This is a genomic window from Cryobacterium sp. M23, assembly GCF_002929655.1.
Taxonomy (GTDB): Bacteria; Actinomycetota; Actinomycetes; order Actinomycetales; family Microbacteriaceae; genus Cryobacterium; species Cryobacterium sandaracinum.
Genome location: NZ_PJJV01000081.1, coordinates 98,497 through 120,679, shown reverse-complemented (window position 1 = coordinate 120,679; position 22,183 = coordinate 98,497). Strand labels below are relative to the sequence as shown.

The following is a 22,183-nucleotide window of genomic DNA, read 5'->3' as shown; positions in this document are numbered from 1 at the left end:
CTTTTCGCCGTCAGTGTCTCGCTCCCCGCTCTCGCTGTGAAACCCGGCCCGGCCGCGGCGAATCCACAGAGCCAACTGGCCGCTGACGCACCCCAGGTCGTGCCCATCAACGAAGCAGACACCGTCAGAATCCTACGCGACGGTTTCACCGTGGGACGAGTGCAGAAGCCGTAGCCAGGCGCCTATAACCAAAGGTCGGCCAGCTATGTCAAGGACGTGACTTCGCCAGTTCAGTGGCCGTTCACAGTCGGGGTCCCCATCACGACGGCCTTCGGTCCGCGTGTGCCGTCCTGCGACGGCTACTCAAGCTTCAACAAGGGCCTGGACATGAATCCCGGCGTGAACACTCCCATCCAGGCAATCGCGGACGGCATCGTGAAGGACGTCTCGGCAACCGACGACAGCGGCCTCGGCGTGTACGCCATCATCGAGCACATGATCGACGGCCGCCTGGTCAGAAGCCTCTACGCCCATATGTCGGAAGGCACCCTAGCTCTCGAAATCGGGCAACCCGTACTCGTCGGCCAGCTCGTCGGCAACGTCGGCAGCACCGGGCAGAGCACCAGTCCACACCTTCATTTCGAGATCCTCCTCGGCGGTTCAAAGCCGACGGACCCATTCGCCTGGCTCACAGAGAGAGTTCGCCCCAATGACGCAAACTGAATCACGACCTCGACACCCGCTTCTCCCGAAGTGGGCTGGAGGGATGGTGGCCACTCTTTCCCTCCTCGCCATCATCGGGGTCGCGCCGCGTGCGGCGGCAGCCGAATACCCGTCATGGTCAGACGTTGAGACCTCCCGTACAAACGAGACGGCGAAGCAAACTCAAATCACGGTGCTCAAAAACCTCATCGCCGGGCTGACGACCGAGGTGGCTGCGGCCCGTGACCTGGCCACGCGCCGTGGCGCTGATTACGAGCACGCTCAAGGCGCATTCGACGAGGCCACCTACCGTGCCACGACGCTCCAGGGCCAGGCCGATAAAGCGAACCAGCTCGCCAACATTTCGCAGCAACAAGCCGGCCGATTGGCGGCTTTGCTGGCGCGTGCGAGTGCCTCCGACCTCTCGATGAACATCTTCCTTGAAGGAGAAAACTCCGACGCGCTGCTCTACCAGCTCGGCGCCATGAGCAATCTCACCGAGCGTTCAAGCAAGATCTATGACCAGGCAGCAGCAGACCGTAACTCCGCGACCTCCCTGACCGACCAGGCGAATGTTGCACAGAAGGAGCTTGGCGCGTTGGCCAAGAAAGCGGAGACGGCTCTGACCGATGCCACCACCGCCAGCACCGCCTTGGAGACCAAGCTCACCGAACAAGAACAGAACTCGGGCACCCTCCAGGCTCAACTGGCGGTCCTGACCGAAAATCGTGCGGCAACAGAAGCTGACTTTGCCACGGACGAGGAAGCACGACGATCGGCGGCGGCGGCGGCTGCGGCGGCCGCCGCTGCAACCGCTGCCCCCAGCACCGGCGGTGACGCTGGGAGCGCGGACCGCGATCTCGGTCAACTCAGCGGCCAGGGATGGGCGCTTCCTGTGTCTGGATGGATCAGCGACTCCTTCGGCCCACGAGCCTCCAAACCCGTTGACGGTGTCGGAGCCTTTCACTACGGCACCGACATCGCTGCCGGGTGCGGGCAGGCGGTCTCGGCGGCCACCGGCGGCACCGTCATCTACTCCGGTTATCTCGGCAGTTACGGCAACTGGGTTCTCCTCGATCACGGCAACGGTGTGCAGACCGGCTATGCCCACAACAGCCAGATCCTTGTCGGCAATGGCCAGAGCGTGGCCGCCGGCGAGACGACCGCCCTCGTCGGCACGACCGGGGCGTCCAGCGGTTGCCATTCGCACTTCGAGGCTCGGGTTGATGGAGCGCGCATTGACCCGGCACCCTTCATGAGCGCGCGAGGAATCACCCTTGGTTAGCCCCAGGCGGGGGTCCCGAAAACGCGCGGCAGCATCAGACGGGCCCTCCGCCAGCCCCACAGCAATACGCGCCATCCACACTCAACCCACGAAAGATCTCCCCGCTGATGAACATTCATGCCCGCATCCCGAGCCCCGATGTCAGGTCCATCCAACTGGAGCCGATCCTGCTCCACTTCTACGCCCTGTTCATCCTCGCGGCCATCGCAGCCGCCCTCATTCTGACTTCCCGGCGGCTCACCCACCGTGGTGGAGGACCCGGAATCGTCCTTGATTTCACCTTGTGGGCAGTCCCTTTCGGGGTCATCAGCGGGCGGCTCCACCATGGGGCCACCCATCCGACGGACTATTTGTGTCCCGGAGCCAACTTATGGACGACCCGAATTCGAGGTGCTGGGCTCCGCAGGCTCGACCCGGGGTCCCCGTTCACACTATCGATGCGCCGGCTAATGCCTGATACTGACCACAACACCAAGCCGGTCATCAACGGCGTCGCTCGCCTAACCGGCGTTGCCGTGGCGACCGTCTCTCGCGTTGTCAACGGATCCGCGCGGGTCAGCACAAGCGCAGCCGAAGAACTCGTCACCTACCTCCTGAACCTCGGCCACTCGCAAGTTCATTACGCCAACGCTCCCCCACAGCAGGAAGAAGACGACCGAGGCGCGGGCTGGCGACGTGCTCTCCGCGCCGCCGGGGTGGTCCCACCCGAGGTCATTCACGCCAGTGGAGACCCCCACTCAGGACGAGAGATCGGCCGTCTACTCGCGAAGATCGGTGAGATCACAGCCATCTTCTGCGGCAACGACGTCCTGGCGATAGGGGTCATCAGCGGCCTCGCCGACGGTGGCAAGTCAGTTCCGGTTGGCGTGAGCGTCGTGGGAGTCAACGACCATCCGCTCGCGAAGATCTGGTTGCCCAAGCTGACGACAGTGAACCAAAGTTTCGCGAATCTCGGATCGCGCGCCCGCGAGCTACTCCACGGGTTGATCGATGGCGGAAGCGTCCAGGCGGTCACCCCCGCCGTCCAGCCAAACGTCGTCATTCAAGACAGTGCAGCAGCCTCCAGGAGCCGTCGTCGGCCGTAGGGTGAACGCTCAGCCACGCTTAACTACTATGGTGAATAGTAGTTTGGGATGCGCCCGACTGGTATTGATTGGAGCTCGTTCATGGGGCAGGTCTTGCTCTCGACAACGATCCTGGCAGCGTTTCTCGGCGGCGGCGTGGCCCTCCTGGTCCCATGCTGCGCCTCCGTCATGTTGCCGGCGTTCTTCGCTTCCAGCTTCCGCAGCCGGAGCCAGATCCTCGGCATGACACTGGTGTTCGCCGCCGGGGTCGGCACCATCATCCTCCCCATCGCCTTGGGCGCTGCGTTCCTCAGCCGCATTTTGTTCCAGTACCATTTTGGGAATTTTCAGTGTCGTCGGTCTCGCGATGGTGGCAGTGGGCGTTGCCACCCTGGGGGGCTGGAAAATGACGCTATCGATGCCTTCTGGACGCGGCGGCGGAACGGGCATCGGCTCGGTGTACGGACTCGGAGTGTTCTCCGGTGCCGCCAGCGCGTGCTGCGCCCCAGTCCTCGCCGGAGTGGCGGCGCTCTCCGGTGCCACTTCGTCTTTCCCGGCCGCCGCCGCAGTGGGCGTCGCCTACGTATTCGGGATGGTCGCTCCCGTGTGCGCCTTGGCGTTGGTGTGGGACAGAAAAGACTGGGGAGCCAGTCGCCTGCTCGCGGCCACGACCATCCCGATCGGGCCCGGGGCCCGGTGGCGGTTGCCCGTGGGAACAGTGCTCTCAAGCGGGTTGATGATCGCCATGGGCGTGCTCACCGTCGTCCTCGCAGTGCAGGGACCGGGCATGGCACCGGACGGGTGGCAGGTTGAACTTGCCGCAGCACTGGGGCACTGGGCCGCCGTCATCCAGCAGTTCCTGGCCTTCATTCCAGGGTGGATATCGACGCTCGCCGTCTTCGCCGCTCTCGGCGCTTTGGTCTGGACGGCGCTGCGCAGCCGAAAGCACGCAGCCACGCCGACCGCCTCCGGCAACCGACCCGACCAGGCGCATACGCGCACCCAGACAGAGGAGTCACAGTAGTGGCATCACGGAAGAAAGGCCGTCCGGGCACATGCCTGCAGTCACGCGCCAGGAGCACCGGGTTGCGCCGGGCAACGATGATAGTGGGCATCATGGCGGTTGCGGCAGCCATCCTGGTGGTCATGGAAAGCACTTGGAACGGGACCCCCACGGCTGTGGAAAACACCGCCTCCGTCAGTTATGCCGTGGGTGCTCCCGGCCCGGGCGCGGAAGCCCCCGACTTTTCTCTCGCTTCCACGGCCGGGGGGACGGTCAATCTCAGCGACTACCGTGGCGAGTCCGTCCTGCTCTTTTTCCATGAGGGGATCGGGTGCCAGCCGTGCTGGGACCAAATCCGCGATCTGGACGCCGCCGAGACCGAGCTGCAGTCCGTCGGCGTCGATCAGCTCCTCACCATCACCAGCGGGCCGGTGGACCTGATCGCCCAAAAAATGGCCGACGACAAGCTGACGGCGGTCGCTTTGGCCGACATCCGTCTGGATTTCTCCCTGACTTACCAGACCAACAAGTACGGAATGATGGGTGAATCCCGCAACGGACACAGCTTCATCCTGGTTGGGCCGACGGGGGAAATTGAGTGGCGAGCCGACTACGGCGGCCCGCCTAACTACACCATGTACGTGCCGGTAGACGAGATCCTCACCCAGATGCAGGCTCTCCGGACCGACGCCTGATGCGAATCACCGTACTGACGCAAGCCTCGTGCCACGCCTGCGATCAAGCCAAGCTGGTACTGTCCCGACTCGCCGCGGACTACTCCTTTCAGGTCGAGACGATCGGCCTCGACACCGATGAAGGCCGGGCTCTGGCCGCTCGGAACGGCATCATCTTTGCCCCCAGCATCCTGATCGACGACGTCATGTTCAGCTACGGAGGCTATCGGAGAAGAAGCTGCGGCACCACCTGTCCCGCCCCGACGTAGCCGCCCAGGGGCAGCCGGGCTCGAACGGCAGCTCACAGGGCGTTGCCGTACATCACAATGCAGAACAGCAATAGAGAGGACCGTCCAAATGGAACACCCGAACACAGAGGACAGAGCACATCGGCAGGCGATCGTTGCGGCCGCACGAGCGGAGCTGAAGCGGGGCGAGCGGCGTCGGAGGTTCTGGATCTACGGCTTGGGCACCGTCGTCGCAATCACCCTCGTGGCAACCGTTGTCTCCATCTTCATCGTCAACCAGAAAGACCAGGACGCGGCCAGATCGGCAACAGACAAGCCAATCAGCGGCGTGGAGAGTTCTGATGGATTGAGCCGCGACCACGTGGTCAACGAGGTTGCGTTTCCAACGCTTCCCCCCGTCGGCGGAGAACATTCCGCCGAGCTGACAAACTGCGGCGTGTATACGAAGCCGGTAGACACCTGGCGGGCCGTGCACTCGCTCGAGCATGGCGCGGTGTGGGTCACCTACCGATCCGATCTGCCGCAAGAGCAGATCGACACTCTGACGGCTGATGCCGAGTCGAACCCATACGAACTCTTGAGCCCGTATCCCGACCTCCCCGCCCCGATTATCGCCAGCGCCTGGGGAAAACAACTGCAACTGGACAGCGTGGATGACCCGCGCCTGCAGTTGTTCCTGCAGACCTACCTACAGGGGCCACAGACACCCGAACCCGGCGCACCCTGCTCTGGTGGCGTCCAGGGCTGATCAGCACAGGAACCCGCGGGCGCAGCAGGGACCGTACGTTACTATGGAAGGTAGTTGATTAGGGGTTTTCGTTTCCATTAGAGCGTAGAAGGGAGCAACCCATGGTGCGCCCACTCGGCACGCTGGAACAGCACGTCATGGATCGCATCTGGTCCTGGGGGCGCCCGGTCGCCGTTCGCGAGGTGCTGGAGGATCTCCAACGCGAGCGCACACTCGCCTACACAACGGTAATGACGGTTATGGACAACCTGCGCCGCAAAGGCTTGCTGACCCGGGAGAAGGACGGCCGTGCGTATCTTTACCGACCTGCGCAGACTCGTGAGCAGCACACTGCCGCGTTCATGGGGGAAGTCCTTGCCGGAGGAGCTGACACTTCGGTGACACTTTTGCACTTCCTCGACCATATTCCGCCAGAGGAAGTCGCCAGCCTCCGTCTTGCCCTTGACGAGCACCTTCAGGGTCGCACAAGCACCGCGCCATGATTGCTCCAGCTGTTTTGACGGTCCTCGCCGTGATTCTGGCCGTCCTGGGGCCGGCCCTATTGCGCCGGATGTCGTGGCTCGAGCGGTCTCCCCGGATCGGGATCGCTGCTTGGCAAACGCTGAGCGTCTCAATTGTTTTGGCGGTGCTGCTTGCCGGTTCGAGCCTGGCCATCCCCGCGATTCCCTGGACCATCAACCTCGCCGACTGGATCCGAACCTGCGCGATGGCCCTCCTCGCGCAATACTCCACGCCAGGCGGTGCCGTGGTCAGCGCCACCGGCGCTGCCGCCGCAAGTGCCATCCTCGTCCGGGTCGCCTATTGCCTGGCCGCGGACCGGGCAATCGCAGCCCGTAACAGGAAAGTGCAACTGGACGCCCTGGCCCTCATTGCGCGACCCCACCTCCGATACGACGCTCTCGTCGTCGACCATCCGGCCGCCGCCGCGTACTGCCTACCAGGCAGGATTCACCAGGTCGTCTTGACCAGCGCCGCCCTGTCGGCGTTGGATCACAATCAGCTCCTCGCCGTTCTGGCCCACGAAAGGGCGCACCTGCGAGGACGCCACGACCTCATCCTCGCGGCATCCGACGCGCTGCAGCATGCGTTCCCCCGCGTCACAGCGTTTCGAACCGCACGCAGAGAACTCGGCCGGCTCGTCGAGATGCTGGCCGATGACAGTGCGGGCAGACACAGCGACCGGACCACAGTGGCCACCGCCCTGGTGCGCCTGGCTGAACACGGTCTGACCCCGGCGGCGGCCCTCGGCGCTGGGGGAGAGTCAGCTTCCAGCCGAGTCAGGAGACTCATTTCACCGGTTCGGCCCCTCGGCGCCGGGAAGACAACCGTCGCTGCTTTGGCTATGGGATTGTTGATCGCATTGCCCTTGTTCCTCGCCATCGCCCCCGCATCCGCAGCGGGAACAATGGACCCGTGCCCGGAGGACGAGCAGTCCTTGACCATGTGATCGACGCTGCGCATTCCCCCCGGAAGCCCGGATCTCACACTGCAACCGCACTGACGGCCATCAAAAAATAAGTGTCTAGGCAGGAAAAAAACCCCAATCCGGCAGATGTCGGATTGGGGTTTTAGTCAGTCCTGGGCTCGCGAAGCTGAGACTTCCTTACGCAAACGTGCACGTTCGTACAGCTCATTGGTCTTCGGGCTGAACTCACTCACCGGGCGCCCACATCCGACCGTCGCGTGGCGCCCACACCATTCCCGCTCGCCCGCAGCGTGTCCACCTCGGCGCGCAGTGTGGTCAACTCCATTTCATCGGCCGCCGACAGCGACTTCGGCGCATCAGCTGTCTTCTTCCCTCGCATCATGAACCACATCATCGAGCCCATAACCACTGGGCAGGCCAGGAGGGCCAGACCATAGAGCGCCGTACTCACCGTGACGCCTCCGGGCTTTTATTGCCAGCCTCCGACGAAGCGTCGCCAGCCGGGTGATGGGCCATCATCTCTTCGTGCATTTTCGCCATGCCGGGTGCACCGGCCGTCATGTCAGCCGTGTCGGACATCCCGGCCATCATCTGTTCGTGCATTTTCACCAGACCGGGTGCTCTGTGCATCGCGGCCACGTGTCCGCGGGCGCTATCCTCGGCCTGACCCGCCGGGGCCGGAGGGCTGCTGCCCTCGGCCGCGTAGGCCGGAGCGACGGTGCCTGCTGCAAGCAACGCACCAGCGGCCAGGGAGATGATCCAGATTCGTGAGCGCATGAGCGCCTCCTTCTTTGTCTACTATCTTTCATAGTAGTCGCCGGGGTTGGCTCCCGTCCCAGTGAACCGCGGTCACACAGGAAAGTCCCTGTCAGCGGTCCTTGTTACTTTGCTTCAATGACGCCCATCATCCCGTTGTCCTCGTGATCGAGGATGTGGCAGTGATAGACAGCCCGTCCGGCGAAGTCGTCGAAGGCAACGCGGACCTTCACCCGCCCCGCTGCCGGAACGTTTAGGACGTCTTGCCAAACCACAGACTCGACTGCCCTGCCATTTTCCTCAACGAGCTGCATTGGCCACACGTGAAGATGCAGGGGGTGGTCCATCTGGGTGGGGTTGGTCAGGGTCCATTCTTCGATACTGCCGGACTGAACCGTGGTGTCCGTTCTAGCCGCGTCGAACACCTCCCCATTGATGGTGAAACTCATCATCGAGCCGCCCCTCATTCCGCCCATGCCCATCCCGAACGTGAGCTCGCGACGAGCCGTCACCGGCCGCGAACGAAGATCGGAGGGCGCGGCCTGCTCGGGGACTGCGGACAGAGCAGTAACCGCATCACCGGACACCGTCAGCGTCGCCACTGAAACGCCGCGAGGGTTGGCCTGAGCGTCCTGTCCGCTGGGTCCAGCGCCGCCGCCCATCATCCCGCCCATCATTCCGTTCGCGCTGCCGCGGTCGTAGGGCAAGGCCTGGAAGATGGACGTTCCTGCGATAGTGGAAACGAGCAGGTCCGCTCGATTGCCGGGAAGCAGCACCACCTCGTCGACGTCGCCGGGGGTCTGGAACCGCCCGGAGTCGATGCCGAGAAGTTGCAGCTGCTGCCCGTCAAGGCGCAGCCGCAGATACCTGGACACACAGGCGTTGACGATGCGCCAACGTTCGCGTCCCCCCGGACGGGCGGTCATGACCGGATTCACCTGCCCGTTGACCAGAACGAGTTGTCCTTCCCGTCCCGCCGTCTGTTCCATCGGCGTGACGGGAGGGATGCGGCCCAGGCTGTCCAGTGTGATGTCTGAGATGACGAGCACGCGCTCTCGCGTTGCCCTGATAGGCGTGGGGTCCTCGACAATGATGGCCCCGTAAAGGCCGCCGAAGACCTGATCGGCGACGAACCCGTGGTAGTGCGGGTGATACCAGTACACTCCCGGCGGGTGATCAGGCGGCAGCTGATATTCGTAGTCGAATGAGTCTCCGGCCTTCACGGTCACGAACATGTTGTCGCCGTTGTCCGACGGAGAAACATGCAATCCGTGCACGTGCAGGTTGCTCGGATCGTTGAGGCCGTTGTGCAGGCGCACACTGAGCGTGTCGCCCGCCTGAACGCGTAGGGTAGGCCCCGGCACGCCCCCGTTATAGCTCAGCACGGTGGCACCGCGACCGGAAATCTTCACGTCCCCCGGTGCAGCATCCAGGCGTACCTTGAGGCGGCCATCGGCGCTACGCAACTCGGGCGGCTGAACCAGTGGATCCCCGGAGGGCGCCCCAAAGCCTGAGCCGGTGGCCAAAGGCGATGCTGTCTGCTGGCTCCAGAGAAGTCCCGCTCCCCCGGCAACCGTGCTCGCCAGCCCGAGGCCACCGAGCGTGAGAGCGCTTCGACGGCTGAGAGGCTTCACCACTTATCCTCGCCCAGGACTGCGCGCTGTTCGCGGTACTGCTCCGCGGTCAGCTCACCCCTGGCGAAACGTTCATCCAGTATCTGGCGCGCGCGGCCAGGCCCAACCTCTCCCCCCTGCTTCGGCCCGACACTACGATCTCCAGAAAACAGCCGAACCATGAGCACGACCAGCAACGAGATACCGACAATTGTCAGCAGCCCGAAGAGCCAGTACAGCCCCATACTTCCTCCATAGCCCCACATCATGATCCGACTCCTTCGACTCATATTTCGTGAATAGACACTGCCATAAGCATACCCCTTGGGGTATTTTGGACAATCAAACGGCGTGCACCACTCCCCTTTTTCAGGCGGTGCATCCTCCCGGAAGGGGTAGTCGTTCAGTGCGCCTCAAGCCGTCACGGCGAGCAACGAACGACAAGCGAGCCGTGAGCCGGTAGAAGCATTCCGGAATACTATCTATCCTAGTAGCGTTGCCTGATTAACGACCCAGAGGCCCTACGACAGCCTCCCACCGACGAGGTGGATCGCCCCGATCGTATACCCCCCATGGGTATAGGGTGAGAGTGTTCGACACGGAGATTGTCGCTGTGAGGCCGATTCTTCAGAATGGAAGATTCACATGACTCAGGAAGCCGAAACTACTGTCCTCGAAGTGCGGGGCGTTCAATGGGCATCCTCGCGAGCGATCGTCGAGTCGGTGCTCGCCCGCCGCCCCGGCGTGTTAAGCGTTGATGCGAATCCGGTAGCGCAAACCGCGAGCGTGACCTTCGATCCCAGGCAGACCTCCGTCACTGATCTGGCGGCATGGGTCCGGGAATGCGGTTACCACTGCGCTGGACGCTCCGTGCCCGATCACATCTGCGATCCGATGGCGTCATCCGTCACCGACCACACCGAACATGAAATGAAGACCGGACAACCGCCTCGAACCATGCAGGAGACCATGGGGCATGGTGGAGCGCACGGCGACATGTCCATGGCCGGCATGATCCGGGACATGCGCAACCGGTTCATGGTGGCGGCGATCCTGTCAGTTCCGATCACCCTGTGGTCGCCGATCGGCCGGGACGTTTTCGGTTTCGCGATTCCTGCCCCGTTCGGGCTGCGGGATGACGTTTTCGCGTTGATCCTGTCTCTGCCGGTCATTTTCTATTCGGCTTGGATCTTTTTCGATGGGGCCTTCCGGGCGCTGCGGGCCCGAACCCTGGACATGATGGTTCTGGTAGCCGTCGGTGTTGGAGCGGGCTGGCTCTATAGCCTGTCTGTCACCCTTACCGGTGGTGGGGAAGTTTTCTACGAGGCTGCGACCGTTCTGACCAGCTTCGTCCTCCTGGGCCACTGGTTTGAAATGCGTGCCAGGGGCGGCGCAAACGACGCCATCCGTACGCTGCTCGAGTTGGCACCGTCGATGGCATTCGTCATCCGCGACGGGGAACCGGTTGAGGTCCCGACCGCGGAGGTTGTCCCGGGCGACCTCCTCCTGGTTCGGCCCGGAGCAAAAGTTCCAACTGACGCCGTCGTAGAAGACGGTGAGTCCGACATCGACGAATCCATGGTCACCGGGGAGAGCCTTCCCGTCGCCAAGAGCATCGGATCGACCGTGATCGGCGCCACAGTGAACACCACCGGAACCCTTCGCGTGCGGGCGACCAAAGTCGGCGCCGATACCGCACTCGCGCAGATCGTGGCCCTGGTTCAGGAAGCACAGAACTCCAAGGCCCCCGGACAACGGCTAGCCGACCGCGCGGCCTTCTGGCTTGTGCTCGTAGCCCTCATTGGCGGCAGCGCCACCCTGGGTGCGTGGCTCTTGGCCGGCGCGAGCCTTCCTACCGCGATCCTCTTTGCGATCACCGTCGTCGTCATCACCTGCCCGGATGCGTTGGGCCTGGCGACACCGACCGCCATCATGGTCGGCACCGGTCTGGGCGCCAAACGCGGTGTCCTCTTTAAAACTGCGACCGCGTTGGAGACTTCGGCTCGCATCGACACGGTCGTCCTGGACAAGACGGGAACTCTGACCAGGGGCGAACCAGAGGTGACGGACTTCATAGCTGTCGGGATGGATGAGGTCGAGTTGCTGGCCCTTGTCGCTGCAGTGGAACGGGAGTCCGAGCATCCGCTCGCCGCAGCCGTCGTCAGTTACGCCGTCGGGCGCGGCGCGAAAGCGTTGGAAGCATCTGCGTTCCGCAATGTTCCGGGACATGGTGCCGGCGCCACAGTCGCAGGACGCCAGGTGTTCGTCGGCAACCGCAAACTCATGGTTGCCCAGGGCATCGATATTGATCCGGTGTCCGCCCAGCGTCAGACGCTGGCCGCGACCGGACGGACGGCGGTCCTCGTCGCCGTCGACGGGAAGGCCGCTGGGGTCATCGCCCTGGCTGACGCCGTTCGACAGACCGCGGCGGCCGCCGTTGTCGCTCTTCACGAAACGGGCATCGAGGTCGTCATGCTCACCGGCGACAATGAGGCGACCGCGCAGCGGATCGCATCCATGCTCCACATCGATGTTGTGATCGCCGAGGTGCTCCCGGAAGACAAAGCCGCGAAAATCAAGGAGCTGCAGGCCTCCGGCAAACGAGTCGCGATGGTCGGCGACGGAGTCAACGACGCTCCGGCCTTGGCACAGGCGGACCTGGGCATCGCCATCGGGGCAGGAGCGGATGTCGCCATCGATACGGCGGACGTGGTCCTGATGCGGTCCGACCCCCTCGACATCCCCATCACCCTGCGCATCGGGAAAGGCACCGTGCGCAAGATGCGCCAGAACCTCGGCTGGGCGGTCGGCTACAACGCGATCGCGCTTCCCATTGCCGCGGGCGTTTTCTTTCCGACATTCGGCATCCGGCTCAGTCCGGAAATCGCCGCCATCTCCATGTCCGGCTCTAGCGTCATCGTCGCGGTCAACGCGCTGCTGCTCAAGCGGCTGCGCCTCCCGCGACAGCCCGAGAGCACATCGGCCACCACCTTGACTGATGGAGCAGGGAATGACGTCGGAGTTTCAGCCTGATCTGGCGGCGGCGCGCAGGGGTACCACGACCGCGAAGCTGGCTCCCTGCCCGGTCCCTCCCGACGAGGCCGTCACGTCCCCGCCGTGCGCACGCGCTATTTCCCGGGCGATCGTGAGACCGATCCCTGATCCGGCGGAGCGGCGGGCCTGTCCGGGCACACGGTAGAACCGCTCGAAAACACGGTCTGTGTCCTCCTCGGCCAGGCCCACTCCCGTGTCGATCACGACGACCTCACCACGGCCGTCGGCGCCGTGCGTCGTGATCGTGACCGCACCGCCCGCCGGGGTGGCGAGCAGGGCGTTGCCGAAAAGGTTGGTCAGAACCTGGGTGATCCGGTCCGGGTCCACGTGCACGGGCAGCGGCGTGGCGACGTTGAGTGTCAACGTCACGCCCGAATCTTCGAATTGCGGAGCGAGCCGGTTGGCCGTGCGGCGAGCAAGATCGGCCAGGTCGGCATCGACTGGATGCAGGTCGAGCCGCTGTTCTTGAGCGCGCGACAGGCTGGACAGGTCATCGGAGAGGCGGTGCAGGCGGCGCAGTTCCCCGCTGAGGGAGGCGAATGTGTCGGGGCTGGCGGTGAACACGCCATCGATCAGCCCCTCGACGTAGCCGTCCAGAACGGTCAGTGGGGTTCGCATTTCATGCGCAACCTCCCCAAGCAGCCGGGTTCGCCGGGACTCGGTATCGGCCAGGGCCTGGGCCAGCGTGTTGACGTCGGTGGCCAGCGCTGCGAGTTCCGGCTCGGAGGGGACGGGAACCCTGCCTCCGTATTTTCCGGCAGCGATCAGCTTGGTCGCGGCCCGCACAGCGTTGAGGGGGCGAAGTAGGCGCCCCGTGACTGCCGCGGCGACGAAACCTGCGGCGATGACGCTGGCCAGTACCCCGACGATCAGCGAGGTCGTGAGCGCGGATAGGAAGGCGGAGCGCACGCTGGTCGCGTCCATGGCCCCCATCGACACTCCGGTGCCCTCACTGTCCATCATCATCCCCAGCCGGTCTTCGAACAGTCGAGGAGCAAGCAGCGAGATCGTCAGATAAGCCACCACGCCGCCGACCACGGCAATAGCGGCATAGGAGATGAACAGGCGCAGCGAGAGGCGCATCTTCATCTGGGCCCGGCCACAAACTTATAGCCCACGCCCCGCACCGTGGCGATCAGGTGTGGATCGCCGGCATCGTCGCCGAGTCGTGCGCGCAAACTGCGGATGTGGACATCGACGACCCGTTCGTCGCCGTAGAAATCGTAGCCCCAGACTTTTTTAAGCAGTTGTGCCCGGGAAAACACCCGCCCGGGCTCGGTTGCGAGTGCGGTGAGAAGGTCAAACTCCAGGCTCGACAACCCCACGGAGACTCCATTCGCCTCAACCTCTCGGTGGGCGGGTTTGATGGACAAGCCATCGAAGCGAAGCAGGGCGTCTCTGTCGGTCCGCTCATCCCGATTGTCACGACGGAGCATTGCCTTCACTCGAGCCGTCACCTCGCGCGGGCTGAATGGCTTGGTCACATAGTCATCCGCACCCACACCGAGCCCCACGAGCTTGTCGACCTCCTCCGCCCTGGCCGTGACGAGGATCACGTACGCGTCGCTGAAGCCTCGCAACTGCCGGAGAACCTCCAGCCCGTCGATCCCCGGCAGCATTACATCCAGCAGCACGAGAGCGGGAGGGTCCTTATGGAGTACCGCAAGCGCCTCGGCGCCGTCCGCGGCCTCCGCTACGTCATAACCTTCCGCTTCCAGGTAGCCGCGCAGGACCGTCCTGATCTGCGCCTCGTCGTCGACAACCAGGACCTTCTGCATCGCTCAACCCTTTTCTTCTGATTATCGCCGTCCGGCGGCACGGTCTCTGCACTGCGCCCCAGGGACTCGGCGAGGGAGGACGTCCTCAGGCCTTACCTCTCGAGCACCTGCAACCGTTCTCGGTATTCCGTTTCATTCAATTCACCCTTCGCGAAGCGATCATCGAGTATTTGACGCGCTTGACTGCGCTCGCCTTGTCCGCGGGTCAGCGGAGTAGTCCCGCGGAACCCACCGCGTTCAGTTCCGCCATCAAAAGCCCGCACGACCCAGACAACAAGGAGGATGACTGCGACGAGCATGAGCAGCCCTACCGGCCATCCCCACGTCACGTTGTATCCGTTTCCCCACATCATTTCTTCTGCTCCTTCAGTTCGTGTTTATTTTCGTACATCCAGGCAGCCCGTGGACCGGTCTGCCTGTTCAGGAGACGGTCAGGTCGTCGCCATTCCCAAGCCCATCCCTGTGCCCGTCCCTGCGCCCGAGTGCATACCGACTCCCGAACCCATGCCCTTCCCCTCACCTGGGGTGTGGGTCGCGTTCAGCATCGGGTCAATGCGGCTCCTCATCTGTTCTACGGCTGACTCCCTGTCATCAGATGACAGAGTGCTGTTGGAGTCGAGCGTGGTCCTCTGCTGTGAGACCATTGCATCTTTGAGCCCAGAAACCGATTTGCCCTGGGCTTCAGCGACATCCGCGAGGGACCCACCCGACTGCAGCCGGTCCTGCAGCTCCGTCCGACTCAAGCCGAGGTAGCTCGCGATCGCGACCATGGGCGAACTCTGCCCGAATGCTATGCCGGCCAAGTGGCCTGACCGGTGGTCGCAAACTGACGACGAGGTCGTCGATGGTGGCTGGGAAATGGCCCCATCACCGGTAGATGCCTGCGCCGCGGCAACACCGCCCGTGACATGCGCTCCGACAAGCCCGAGTCCCGCAATACCAGCGGTCATGTTCTTCCGATTGAATTTCATCAGTCTCAACACCTTTCACGTTCAGCCACCAGGTTGGTGTCTACACACCAGCATGCAGACCGCGCATGAAGCTCCAGCCCCCGAGCATGTGAAGGTTTGATGAAACGCGCTGGCCAGGCTCATACCAAGCCGCAAAGCGCATGCCGACGGTTGTTATGCGTCGCTTCCTGATACCGACGGTGCGGCAAACCATCCGTCAACTGTTCGAGTCATCGTCTGAAAATCAGATTGTCCACCGCATCCGGACGAGCCAGGAAAGACATCGCGGTGTGCACCTTGGCGGCGCGGGCTGAACGCCGAACGGCGTCGAGTGTCAGCCCGGTTGCGTAGTGACGAGAGCGAATCAACCCGGGCAGCGCCGCTGTGGCCCCGCATGGCGCTTGTTGTGGTATTGGTTCTGGACACCGGGCCCGTTTCGGGCCCCAACGATGAGCGATGGGTGATTTCACCGCGGAATCCTGCACCTGCTACTGCTGGGGTACCTGGACTCGAACCAAGAACAACTGAACCAGAATCAGTCGTGTTGCCAATTACACCATACCCCAATGCCTGTTCCTCAGAACGGACCGACTCGTAACTCTAACCCACTCAGAGGGCCGGGACAAACCCAGGGCCGAAATCGCCGCCGGCTCGAGCCGATTGCCGGGGCAGACCCCGAGGGGCCCGGCCCCGCGCGGCCAGTCACTCGAGAGTGGTGGCAGCCAGACGTGCAAGACGCAGCACGGACTCCGCCTTGCCCAGGATCTCCATCGACTCGAACAGCGGCGGCGAGATGCGCCGGCCGGAGACCGCGACCCGCAGGGGGCCGAAGGCCACGCGCGGCTTGAGCGCGAGCCCGTCGATCAGCGTCTCGGTCAGGGTGGTGTGCACGCGGTCGTGCGTCCATTCCGCTTCGGGAATGTCGAGCAGCGCTGCCGTGGACGTGGCGAGGATCTCGCGCGTGTTCTGCGGGAGCGAGGCGAGGGCATCCGGCTGGTAGGCCAGCGAGTCGCCGCCGATGAACAGGAAACCGAGCATGCCGGGTGCCTCGCCGAGCAGGGCGATGCGTTCCTGCACGAGCGGTGCGGCGGCCTCGAGAATAGCCTGCTGCACCTCGCTGAGTGGTTCGGTCACGTCGCTGGCGGCCACCAGGTACGGGATGACCCGGGCGGCGAAATCGGCCGGGTCGAGCAGCCGGATGTGGTCGCCGTTGAGCGACTCGGCCTTCTTGAGGTCGAAGCGGGCCGGGTTCGGCAGCACGTCGACGACGTCGAACGCGGCGATCATCTCATCGATCGTGAACACGTCGCGGTCGCTGGAGAGGGACCAGCCGAGCAGCGACAGGTAGTTGACCAGTCCCTCGGGAACGAAGCCGCGGGCGCGGTGGTGGAACAGGTTGGACTCGGGGTCGCGCTTGGAGAGCTTTTTGTTGCCCTCGCCCATGACGTAGGGCATGTGCCCGAAACGCGGCACGAACGTGGCCAGTCCGATGTCGATCAGCGCGTGGTACAGGGCGATCTGGCGCGGCGTGGAGGAGAGCAGGTCTTCGCCGCGCAGCACGTGGGTGACGCCCATCATGGCGTCGTCGACCGGGTTCACGAACGGGTACAACGGATGCCCGTTGGGCCGCACGACGACGAAGTCGCTGAACGAGCCAGCCGGGAAGGTGATCTCGCCGCGAACCAGGTCGTCGAAGGAGATGTCCGTGTCGGGCACCTTGAGGCGGAGCGCCGGCGAGCGGCCCTCAGCACGGAAGGCCGCCTTCTTCTCATCGCTGAGGTCGCGCTCGAAGTTGTCGTATCCGGCTTTGGGGTCGCGGCCGAGGGCGACGTTTCGCACCTCGATCTCCTCGCCGGTGGCGAAGCTCTCGTAAATGTGACCGGACGCCTTGAGCTGCTCGATCACGTCACGGTAGATGTCGTAGCGCTCGGACTGGCGGTAGGGAGCGTGCGGTCCGCCGACCTCGACGCCCTCGTCCCAGTCCAGGCGCAGCCAGTGCAGCGCGTCGAGGAGCTGCACGAAGCTCTCCTCGGTATCGCGGGCCGGATCGGTGTCTTCGATCCGGAAGATGAACGTGCCGCCGGTGTGCCGGGCGTAAGCCCAGTTGAAGAGCGCCGTGCGGATCAGGCCGACGTGCGGCGTTCCGGTCGGCGAGGGGCAGAACCGAACGCGAACGTCGGTGCCGGTGGCAGTGGAAAACGGGTGCGCAATTGTCTCAGACATCATCCCCGATTCTAGTTGCCTCCGGGTGAGGGCGCGCGTGGGGATATAGGTGGTGCCGCGGGTGCCGCGTCCGGTCCGGCCAGCGCGGCGAGCCGGCGCAGGGTGACGGCAATGGCCGCCACGCCCGCGGCCCCGGTGACCGTGACCGTGTGCAAGGTGCGGTGGTCGCGGCCGCGCGTGGGCCGGATGGCGACGAGGGGCTGCGCGCCGACGGAGTCGAGGGCGAGCGCGGGCAGCATCGCCACCCCGATGCCGGCCGCCACGAGGCCGAGCACGGCGGCCGCGTTGTCGGTCTCATAGGAGATGCGGGGCGTGAAACCGTTGTGACCGCAGAGCTCCAGCAGGTGGCCGCGGCACCGAGGACATCCGCCGATCCAATTCTCCTCGGCCAGGTCGCCGAGGTCGACTGCGCTGTCTCTGGCCAGGGCGTGTGCGGCCGGCAGCACGAGCATCATCTCGTCGCGGCGGAGCCGGGTCACGACGAGGCCCTCGGCGCTGTCCCGGTGAGGGTCGACCCGGTCGCCGGGGTAGCTGAACGTGATCGCCAGATCGGCCTGATTCTGGCGCACCAGGGCCACGGCTTCGGGCGGCTCGGCCTCGAGGTAGGTGACGCTGACTCCCGGATGGCGGCGCTGCAGGTCAGCGAGCAGGCGCGGCACGATGGTCGCCGAGGCGGAGGGGAACGCCGCCAGACGCACCCGGCCCGCGCGCAGGCCGCGAAGTTCGGACAATTCCCCCGCGGCGGCGTCCAGGGCCCCGCTCACGGTGGCGGCGTGCCGGGCGAGCATCCGGCCGGTCTCGGTGAGCCGCACGCCGCGGCCGATGCGTTCGATCACGGTCATCCCGATGCGCTGCTCGAGCCGTTTGAGCTGCTGGCTCACGGCGGGCTGGCTGTAGCCGAGCGCCGCCGCGGCCGCCGTGATCGAGCCGTAGTCGGCGAGCGCACCCACGACGCGCAGCATGGTGGAGTCGAGTTCGGGCTGGGCGATGGCGGGCACGAAGTGATCATAACTTATGCTTATGGATTGCCTCAGCTACTGGTTGTTGTCAAATGAATAGGCCGGTCGCATGCTGGAGAAATGATCCAGAGCGACTCTTCCGCGTCCCGTTCGACGCTGCCGGCCCGCATCGGCGTGCGCGAGGCGCGCGAGCGGTTCCGTGGCGGCCGCGGCTACCTGGCAGCCTGCACGCTCGGGCTGCCAACCCGGGAAACGGAAGCGGCCCTGCGCGTGGACGCCGACGCCTGGGCGCTGGGCACCGCGTCGGCGGCGGGGTATGCCGCCGTGGTCGAACGGGTCCGGCACGCGTATGCCAGACTCGTCGCTGTTCCGGTGAGCCGGGTCGCGATCGGGTCTCAGGCATCCGTGCTGGCCGGTCTTCTCGCCGCGAGCGTGCCCGACGGCGCCGAGGTGCTCTGCGTCGACGGCGATTTCAGCTCGATGGTGTTCCCGTTCCTCAGCCAAGCGCACCGCGGGGTCACCGTGCGGCACCTGCCTCTGGCCGAGCTGGCCGTCGGGATCACCGCCGACACCTGGCTTGTGGCGTTCTCGCTCGTGCAGTCCGCCACCGGTGCCGTCGCCGACACCGCGGGGATCGTGGCCGCCGCCCGTGCTCACGGGTGCTTCACCGTTTGCGACACGACGCAGGCAGCCGGGTGGATGCCGGTGGACGCATCCGTCTTCGACGCCTCTATCTGCCACAGTTACAAGTGGCTCTGCGCCCCGCGCGGCGTGGCCTTCCTGACCGTGGCCGAGCGGCTGGCCGTAGTGCTGCACCCGGTGCAGGCGGGCTGGTATGCCGGCCGGGACCCGTGGGCCTCCTGTTACGGACCGGACATGAACCTCGCGGCTGATGCGCGCCGATTCGACGTCTCCCCGGCCTGGAACGCCTGGGTGGGCGCCGAACCCGCATTGGAGCTCTTCGGGCGGCTCGACCTGTCGACGGTGCGCGACCACGCGGTGGCGCTGGGCGACGCGCTCTGCGCCGGGCTCGGGCTCGCCCCGGCCGGGCAGTCGATCGTGACCTGGCCGGATGCCGACGGCACCGACCTTGACCGCCTCACCCGGGCAGGTCTCACAGCGTCGCGCAGGGCCGGGCGGGCCCGCGTCGCTTTCCACCTGTGGAATGACGAGGACGACGTCGCCGACGCCCTGCGCGCCCTACGGACATAGCCGGGTCCCGACGGGCGTGACCGCAGGGCTTGCTCGGCCACAGGGCCTCGCGGCGACTCGACTACTTCTGTGCGGTGACGGAGGTGACGGCGGTGATGATCGCGCCGGCGAGAGCGGCGGAGGAAGCCGGATTCTGGCCGGTGTACAGGTTGCGGTCGATCTCCATGTGCTCGGCCCAGGGTGCGCCGGCGACGAAGTCGGCGCCCAGCGCGACCAGGCGGCTCTGTACGAGCCACGGCGCCTTGGGGGCGAGGCCACCGAGAGTCTCCTCCTCGTCGGTGAAGCCGGTCATTCGGTAGCCGGTGAAGGGCCAGCTGCCGTCGGCCCGCTGGGCGGCGAGCAGAGCGGCCGGGGCGTGGCAGAGCACGCCGAGAATCGTTCCGGAGTCGAGGGCTTCGGTCATGATGCGTCCGGAGTCGGCGTCGACGGCCAGGTCCTCCATCGGGGCGTGGCCGCCGGGGTAGAAGACGACGTCGTAGTCGGCGACCGTGATGTCACTGATCGAGCGGGGCTCGTCGAGTTCACTGCCGATGGTGTCGAGGTAGGCGACGATGGCCGCGGCCCGGTCTTCCCCGCCGGCCGCCTGGGGTGCCAGGCTTCCCGCGTCGATGGTGGGGGCGACGCCGCCGGGCGTCGCGATGGTGATCCGCCAGCCGGCCTCGGTGAACAGGCGGTGCGGTTCGGCGAGCTCTTCGGCCCAGTAGCCGGTGGGGTGCAGGCTGCCGTCGTTGAGGGTCCAGTGATCAGCGGCGCTGACGACAAAAAGTACGGAATTCATGGGTTCTCCAGAGTGTGTGATCGTGTGAAATGAATGCTGTCGGGAAAGTCAGACGTTCGTGCGGACGACCATCTTGCCGGTGTTCTCGCCACGCATGAGGCCGAGGAAGGCGTCGACCGCGTGGTCGATCCCGTCGACCACGGTCTCGTCGAAGACGACGTCGCCCGCGGCGAGCCAGCCGGCCATGTCGGCCGAGAACGCGGGGAAATGCTGCACGTAGTTGCCCACGGTGAAGCCCTTGAGGGTCAGCCCGCGACCGATCATGTTCGCCAGGTTGCGCGGGCCGCCGGTCGCCTCGGTGTTGTTGTAGACGGAGATCGCGCCACAGAGGGCGGCGCGTCCGCCGTCGTTGAAGCTGGCCAGTGCCGCCTCGAGGTGCTCGCCGCCGACGTTGTCGAAGTAGACGTCGATGCCGTCCGGAGCCGCGGCGGCGAGCTGCTTGGCGATGTCGCCGTCCTTGTAGTTGAAGGCGGCGTCGAAGCCGTACTTCTCGGTCAGCAGGGCAACCTTCTCGGCCGACCCGGCGGAACCGATCACGCGCTTCGCGCCCTTGAGACGGGCGATCTGGCCGACCATGCTGCCTACGGCCCCTGCCGCGCCGGAAACGAAAACGGTGTCGCCTTCCGAGAGCCCGGCCACCTCGAGCAGGCCCACGTAGGCGGTGAGTGCGGTCATGCCCAGCACGCCGAGGTAGGCGGAGAGAGGCACGCCGGGGATTTCCGGGACAACGCGGAAGCCGGCGGCCTCCTCCTGAACCAGGTCGCGCCAGCCGAACTGGTGCACGACCACGTCGCCGACGGCAACCGCGTCAGAGGCGGATGCGACGACGCGGCCGACGGCCCCGCCCGTCATCGTCTCGTTGAGGGCGTAGGGGGCGGAGTAGGACTTGGCGTCGTTCATCCGGCCGCGCATGTAGGGGTCGACCGAGACGAACTCGTTGGCCACGCGAACCTGACCGGGGGTCAGCTCGGGCAGGTCGATGCGGATGGTGCCGAAGTCGGCATCCGTTGGCCAGCCGGTGGGGCGGGCGACAAGCTGGATCTGGGTGCTGGTGATGGACGAGGCCATGGCGGCTCCTCTGCTTTTTTGTAACGGATAGTCTAATATATTGTGTACTGATCGATACACAAAACCACTCACAGCGAAAACGGAGGAAACACCATGGGACGGCTGCAGAGTTTCGAGCGCACAACCGTCGTCCAGGCGGCCAGGGACCTGTTCTGGGACAAGGGCTTCGAGGCTACCTCGCTCGCCGACCTCGAAGATGCGACCGGTCTCCGGCGATCCAGCCTTTACCACGCCTTCGGCAGCAAGCGTGGCCTCTTCGACGCCGCCGTCGAGGACTACCAGACCTCCGTCATCCGCCCGAGATTGCGGACCCTGACCGGGCCGGGGATCGGCCGGGCCTCGCTGCTGGCCTACTTCAGCGAACTCAGGTCGGCGGTCTCCGCCCTGCCGGAGAACTCCCCGCGCCGCGGCTGCCTGCTGGTGAACTGCGCCGCAGGCCTCGCCGGGCACGACGACCTGGCCCGCCAGGTCGTGGACGGCTACCGGTCCGAGCTGAAGGACACCCTGCAGGACGCCCTCCGGGCGGCCGGAGGAAGCGCGCCGGACCGCGCGCCGGAACGCGCCCGCACCCTGGCTTCGCTCGGCATGAGCGCCATGCTGCTCGCCCGGGTCAACGCGACCGAATCGGTGGCGCTGCTGGACACGGCGACGGAGCAGATCCGGTCCTGGTTTCCCGTGCACGCCGCGACCGACGCCTGACGA

The 22,183-nt window shown here is 65.2% G+C and carries 23 protein-coding genes, 1 tRNA gene and 1 pseudogene; 13 read left to right on the top strand and 12 right to left on the bottom strand.

Features of this window, described 5'->3' with window-relative positions; genetic code table 11:
* Nucleotides 1–216 precede the first annotated feature (216 nt).
* From CXY82_RS15160 to CXY82_RS15115, 10 genes and pseudogenes are all read left to right on the top strand, one after another.
* Nucleotides 217–663 (top strand): M23 family metallopeptidase, encoded by a 447-nt coding sequence (locus tag CXY82_RS15160; protein ID WP_146069148.1) that lies wholly within the window; start codon nt 217–219, stop codon nt 661–663.
* A gap of 43 nt (nt 664–706) precedes the next feature.
* Nucleotides 707–1,927: a M23 family metallopeptidase gene (locus tag CXY82_RS15155; RefSeq protein ID WP_158252204.1), complete on the top strand. Its 1,221-nt coding sequence runs from the start codon at nt 707–709 to the stop codon at nt 1,925–1,927.
* Between the two features lie 107 nt (nt 1,928–2,034).
* Nucleotides 2,035–2,247 (top strand): annotated as a pseudogene (locus tag CXY82_RS18700) (prolipoprotein diacylglyceryl transferase family protein); the annotation flags it as partial.
* A gap of 129 nt (nt 2,248–2,376) precedes the next feature.
* Nucleotides 2,377–3,012: a substrate-binding domain-containing protein gene (locus CXY82_RS15150; protein ID WP_233199377.1), complete on the top strand. Its 636-nt coding sequence runs from the start codon at nt 2,377–2,379 to the stop codon at nt 3,010–3,012.
* Nucleotides 3,013–3,409: 397 nt separating this feature from the next.
* Nucleotides 3,410–4,015 (top strand): hypothetical protein, encoded by a 606-nt coding sequence (locus CXY82_RS15140; RefSeq protein ID WP_146067701.1) that lies wholly within the window; start codon nt 3,410–3,412, stop codon nt 4,013–4,015.
* A gap of 92 nt (nt 4,016–4,107) precedes the next feature.
* Nucleotides 4,108–4,689, top strand: a complete 582-nt coding sequence (locus CXY82_RS15135) for a redoxin domain-containing protein (protein WP_304481777.1) — start codon at nt 4,108–4,110, stop codon at nt 4,687–4,689.
* Nucleotides 4,689–4,937, top strand: a complete 249-nt coding sequence (locus tag CXY82_RS15130; RefSeq protein ID WP_199180986.1) for a glutaredoxin family protein — start codon at nt 4,689–4,691, stop codon at nt 4,935–4,937. The genes CXY82_RS15135 and CXY82_RS15130 overlap by 1 nt, the downstream gene beginning before the upstream one ends.
* Before the next feature lie 88 nt (nt 4,938–5,025).
* Nucleotides 5,026–5,664, top strand: coding sequence for a DUF3105 domain-containing protein (locus CXY82_RS15125; protein ID WP_104171637.1), 639 nt, complete (start codon nt 5,026–5,028; stop codon nt 5,662–5,664).
* A 101-nt stretch (nt 5,665–5,765) separates the two neighbouring features.
* Complete coding sequence (locus CXY82_RS15120) at nt 5,766–6,146, top strand: BlaI/MecI/CopY family transcriptional regulator (protein WP_104171636.1); 381 nt, start codon at nt 5,766–5,768, stop codon at nt 6,144–6,146.
* On the top strand, nt 6,143–7,111 hold the full coding sequence (locus tag CXY82_RS15115) for a M56 family metallopeptidase (RefSeq protein ID WP_104171635.1): 969 nt from the start codon (nt 6,143–6,145) through the stop codon (nt 7,109–7,111). The genes CXY82_RS15120 and CXY82_RS15115 overlap by 4 nt, the downstream gene beginning before the upstream one ends.
* A 208-nt stretch (nt 7,112–7,319) precedes the next feature.
* On the opposite strand, the gene CXY82_RS15110 is transcribed toward CXY82_RS15115, so the two are convergent.
* The 4 genes from CXY82_RS15110 to CXY82_RS15095 form a co-directional block, all read right to left on the bottom strand.
* Entirely contained in the window at nt 7,320–7,541 is a 222-nt protein-coding gene (locus CXY82_RS15110) for a DUF2933 domain-containing protein (RefSeq protein ID WP_104171634.1), read from the bottom strand.
* Entirely contained in the window at nt 7,538–7,867 is a 330-nt protein-coding gene (locus tag CXY82_RS15105; RefSeq protein ID WP_104171633.1) for a hypothetical protein, read from the bottom strand. Before CXY82_RS15105 ends, CXY82_RS15110 begins: the two co-directional genes overlap by 4 nt.
* A 104-nt stretch (nt 7,868–7,971) precedes the next feature.
* On the bottom strand, nt 7,972–9,480 hold the full coding sequence (locus tag CXY82_RS15100) for a multicopper oxidase family protein (RefSeq protein ID WP_104171707.1): 1,509 nt from the start codon (nt 9,478–9,480) through the stop codon (nt 7,972–7,974).
* Nucleotides 9,477–9,728: an SHOCT domain-containing protein gene (locus tag CXY82_RS15095; RefSeq protein ID WP_104171632.1), complete on the bottom strand. Its 252-nt coding sequence runs from the start codon at nt 9,726–9,728 to the stop codon at nt 9,477–9,479. The genes CXY82_RS15100 and CXY82_RS15095 overlap by 4 nt, the downstream gene beginning before the upstream one ends.
* 376 nt (nt 9,729–10,104) lie before the next feature.
* Between CXY82_RS15095 and CXY82_RS15090 the strand changes: the two genes are divergently transcribed.
* The gene (locus CXY82_RS15090; protein WP_104171631.1) at nt 10,105–12,492 is read left to right on the top strand and encodes a cation-translocating P-type ATPase; all 2,388 of its coding nucleotides are present in this window, start codon (nt 10,105–10,107) and stop codon (nt 12,490–12,492) included.
* On the opposite strand, the gene CXY82_RS15085 is transcribed toward CXY82_RS15090, so the two are convergent.
* The 6 genes from CXY82_RS15085 to CXY82_RS15055 all read right to left on the bottom strand — a co-directional run bounded on the left by CXY82_RS15085 (nt 12,484) and on the right by CXY82_RS15055 (nt 18,462).
* Nucleotides 12,484–13,602, bottom strand: a complete 1,119-nt coding sequence (locus tag CXY82_RS15085; protein WP_104171630.1) for a cell wall metabolism sensor histidine kinase WalK — start codon at nt 13,600–13,602, stop codon at nt 12,484–12,486. The two genes, CXY82_RS15090 and CXY82_RS15085, sit on opposite strands and share 9 nt — an antisense overlap.
* A complete protein-coding gene (locus tag CXY82_RS15080; protein ID WP_104102914.1) occupies nt 13,599–14,291 on the bottom strand; it encodes a response regulator in 693 nt (230 codons plus the stop codon). The genes CXY82_RS15085 and CXY82_RS15080 overlap by 4 nt, the downstream gene beginning before the upstream one ends.
* Before the next feature lie 92 nt (nt 14,292–14,383).
* Nucleotides 14,384–14,644, bottom strand: a complete 261-nt coding sequence (locus CXY82_RS15075) for an SHOCT domain-containing protein (RefSeq protein WP_104171629.1) — start codon at nt 14,642–14,644, stop codon at nt 14,384–14,386.
* Between the two features lie 1,091 nt (nt 14,645–15,735).
* Nucleotides 15,736–15,807: transfer RNA gene (locus tag CXY82_RS15065), tRNA-Gln, on the bottom strand.
* Nucleotides 15,808–15,943: 136 nt separating this feature from the next.
* The gene (gltX, locus tag CXY82_RS15060; RefSeq protein ID WP_104171706.1) at nt 15,944–17,464 is read right to left on the bottom strand and encodes a glutamate--tRNA ligase; all 1,521 of its coding nucleotides are present in this window, start codon (nt 17,462–17,464) and stop codon (nt 15,944–15,946) included.
* 11 nt (nt 17,465–17,475) lie between these two features.
* The gene (locus tag CXY82_RS15055) at nt 17,476–18,462 is read right to left on the bottom strand and encodes a LysR family transcriptional regulator (RefSeq protein ID WP_370443713.1); all 987 of its coding nucleotides are present in this window, start codon (nt 18,460–18,462) and stop codon (nt 17,476–17,478) included.
* A gap of 81 nt (nt 18,463–18,543) precedes the next feature.
* Between CXY82_RS15055 and CXY82_RS15050 the strand changes: the two genes are divergently transcribed.
* Complete coding sequence (locus CXY82_RS15050; RefSeq protein WP_104171627.1) at nt 18,544–19,635, top strand: aminotransferase class V-fold PLP-dependent enzyme; 1,092 nt, start codon at nt 18,544–18,546, stop codon at nt 19,633–19,635.
* 61 nt (nt 19,636–19,696) lie between these two features.
* On the opposite strand, the gene CXY82_RS15045 is transcribed toward CXY82_RS15050, so the two are convergent.
* Together CXY82_RS15045 and CXY82_RS15040 are read right to left on the bottom strand one after the other, a co-directional pair.
* Nucleotides 19,697–20,413 carry a type 1 glutamine amidotransferase domain-containing protein gene (locus CXY82_RS15045; protein ID WP_104171626.1) on the bottom strand — a complete coding sequence of 239 codons (717 nt, stop codon included), beginning with the start codon at nt 20,411–20,413 and terminating at the stop codon, nt 19,697–19,699.
* Nucleotides 20,414–20,461: 48 nt separating this feature from the next.
* Nucleotides 20,462–21,481 (bottom strand): NADP-dependent oxidoreductase, encoded by a 1,020-nt coding sequence (locus tag CXY82_RS15040; protein ID WP_104171625.1) that lies wholly within the window; start codon nt 21,479–21,481, stop codon nt 20,462–20,464.
* 93 nt (nt 21,482–21,574) lie between these two features.
* On the opposite strand from CXY82_RS15040, the gene CXY82_RS15035 reads away from it, so the two are divergent.
* Nucleotides 21,575–22,180 carry a TetR/AcrR family transcriptional regulator gene (locus CXY82_RS15035; RefSeq protein ID WP_104171624.1) on the top strand — a complete coding sequence of 202 codons (606 nt, stop codon included), beginning with the start codon at nt 21,575–21,577 and terminating at the stop codon, nt 22,178–22,180.
* Nucleotides 22,181–22,183: the final 3 nt, after the last annotated feature.

Bases quoted from the DNA above. Each gene is read 5' to 3' on its own strand.
- CXY82_RS15155 (WP_158252204.1), top strand. From the start codon at position 707: ATGGTGGCCACTCTTTCCCTCCTCGCCATCATCGGGGTCGCGCCGCGT.
- CXY82_RS15150 (WP_233199377.1), top strand. From the start codon at position 2,377: ATGCCTGATACTGACCACAACACCAAGCCGGTCATCAACGGCGTCGCT.
- CXY82_RS15140 (WP_146067701.1), top strand. From the start codon at position 3,410: ATGCCTTCTGGACGCGGCGGCGGAACGGGCATCGGCTCGGTGTACGGA.
- CXY82_RS15135 (WP_304481777.1), top strand. From the start codon at position 4,108: ATGGCGGTTGCGGCAGCCATCCTGGTGGTCATGGAAAGCACTTGGAAC.
- CXY82_RS15130 (WP_199180986.1), top strand. From the start codon at position 4,689: ATGCGAATCACCGTACTGACGCAAGCCTCGTGCCACGCCTGCGATCAA.
- CXY82_RS15125 (WP_104171637.1), top strand. From the start codon at position 5,026: ATGGAACACCCGAACACAGAGGACAGAGCACATCGGCAGGCGATCGTT.
- CXY82_RS15120 (WP_104171636.1), top strand. From the start codon at position 5,766: ATGGTGCGCCCACTCGGCACGCTGGAACAGCACGTCATGGATCGCATC.
- CXY82_RS15115 (WP_104171635.1), top strand. From the start codon at position 6,143: ATGATTGCTCCAGCTGTTTTGACGGTCCTCGCCGTGATTCTGGCCGTC.
- CXY82_RS15105 (WP_104171633.1), bottom strand. From the start codon at position 7,867: ATGCGCTCACGAATCTGGATCATCTCCCTGGCCGCTGGTGCGTTGCTT.
- CXY82_RS15095 (WP_104171632.1), bottom strand. From the start codon at position 9,728: ATGATGTGGGGCTATGGAGGAAGTATGGGGCTGTACTGGCTCTTCGGG.
- CXY82_RS15090 (WP_104171631.1), top strand. From the start codon at position 10,105: ATGACTCAGGAAGCCGAAACTACTGTCCTCGAAGTGCGGGGCGTTCAA.
- CXY82_RS15085 (WP_104171630.1), bottom strand. From the start codon at position 13,602: ATGAAGATGCGCCTCTCGCTGCGCCTGTTCATCTCCTATGCCGCTATT.
- CXY82_RS15080 (WP_104102914.1), bottom strand. From the start codon at position 14,291: ATGCAGAAGGTCCTGGTTGTCGACGACGAGGCGCAGATCAGGACGGTC.
- CXY82_RS15075 (WP_104171629.1), bottom strand. From the start codon at position 14,644: ATGATGTGGGGAAACGGATACAACGTGACGTGGGGATGGCCGGTAGGG.
- gltX (WP_104171706.1), bottom strand. From the start codon at position 17,464: ATGTCTGAGACAATTGCGCACCCGTTTTCCACTGCCACCGGCACCGAC.
- CXY82_RS15050 (WP_104171627.1), top strand. From the start codon at position 18,544: ATGATCCAGAGCGACTCTTCCGCGTCCCGTTCGACGCTGCCGGCCCGC.
- CXY82_RS15045 (WP_104171626.1), bottom strand. From the start codon at position 20,413: ATGAATTCCGTACTTTTTGTCGTCAGCGCCGCTGATCACTGGACCCTC.
- CXY82_RS15040 (WP_104171625.1), bottom strand. From the start codon at position 21,481: ATGGCCTCGTCCATCACCAGCACCCAGATCCAGCTTGTCGCCCGCCCC.
- CXY82_RS15035 (WP_104171624.1), top strand. From the start codon at position 21,575: ATGGGACGGCTGCAGAGTTTCGAGCGCACAACCGTCGTCCAGGCGGCC.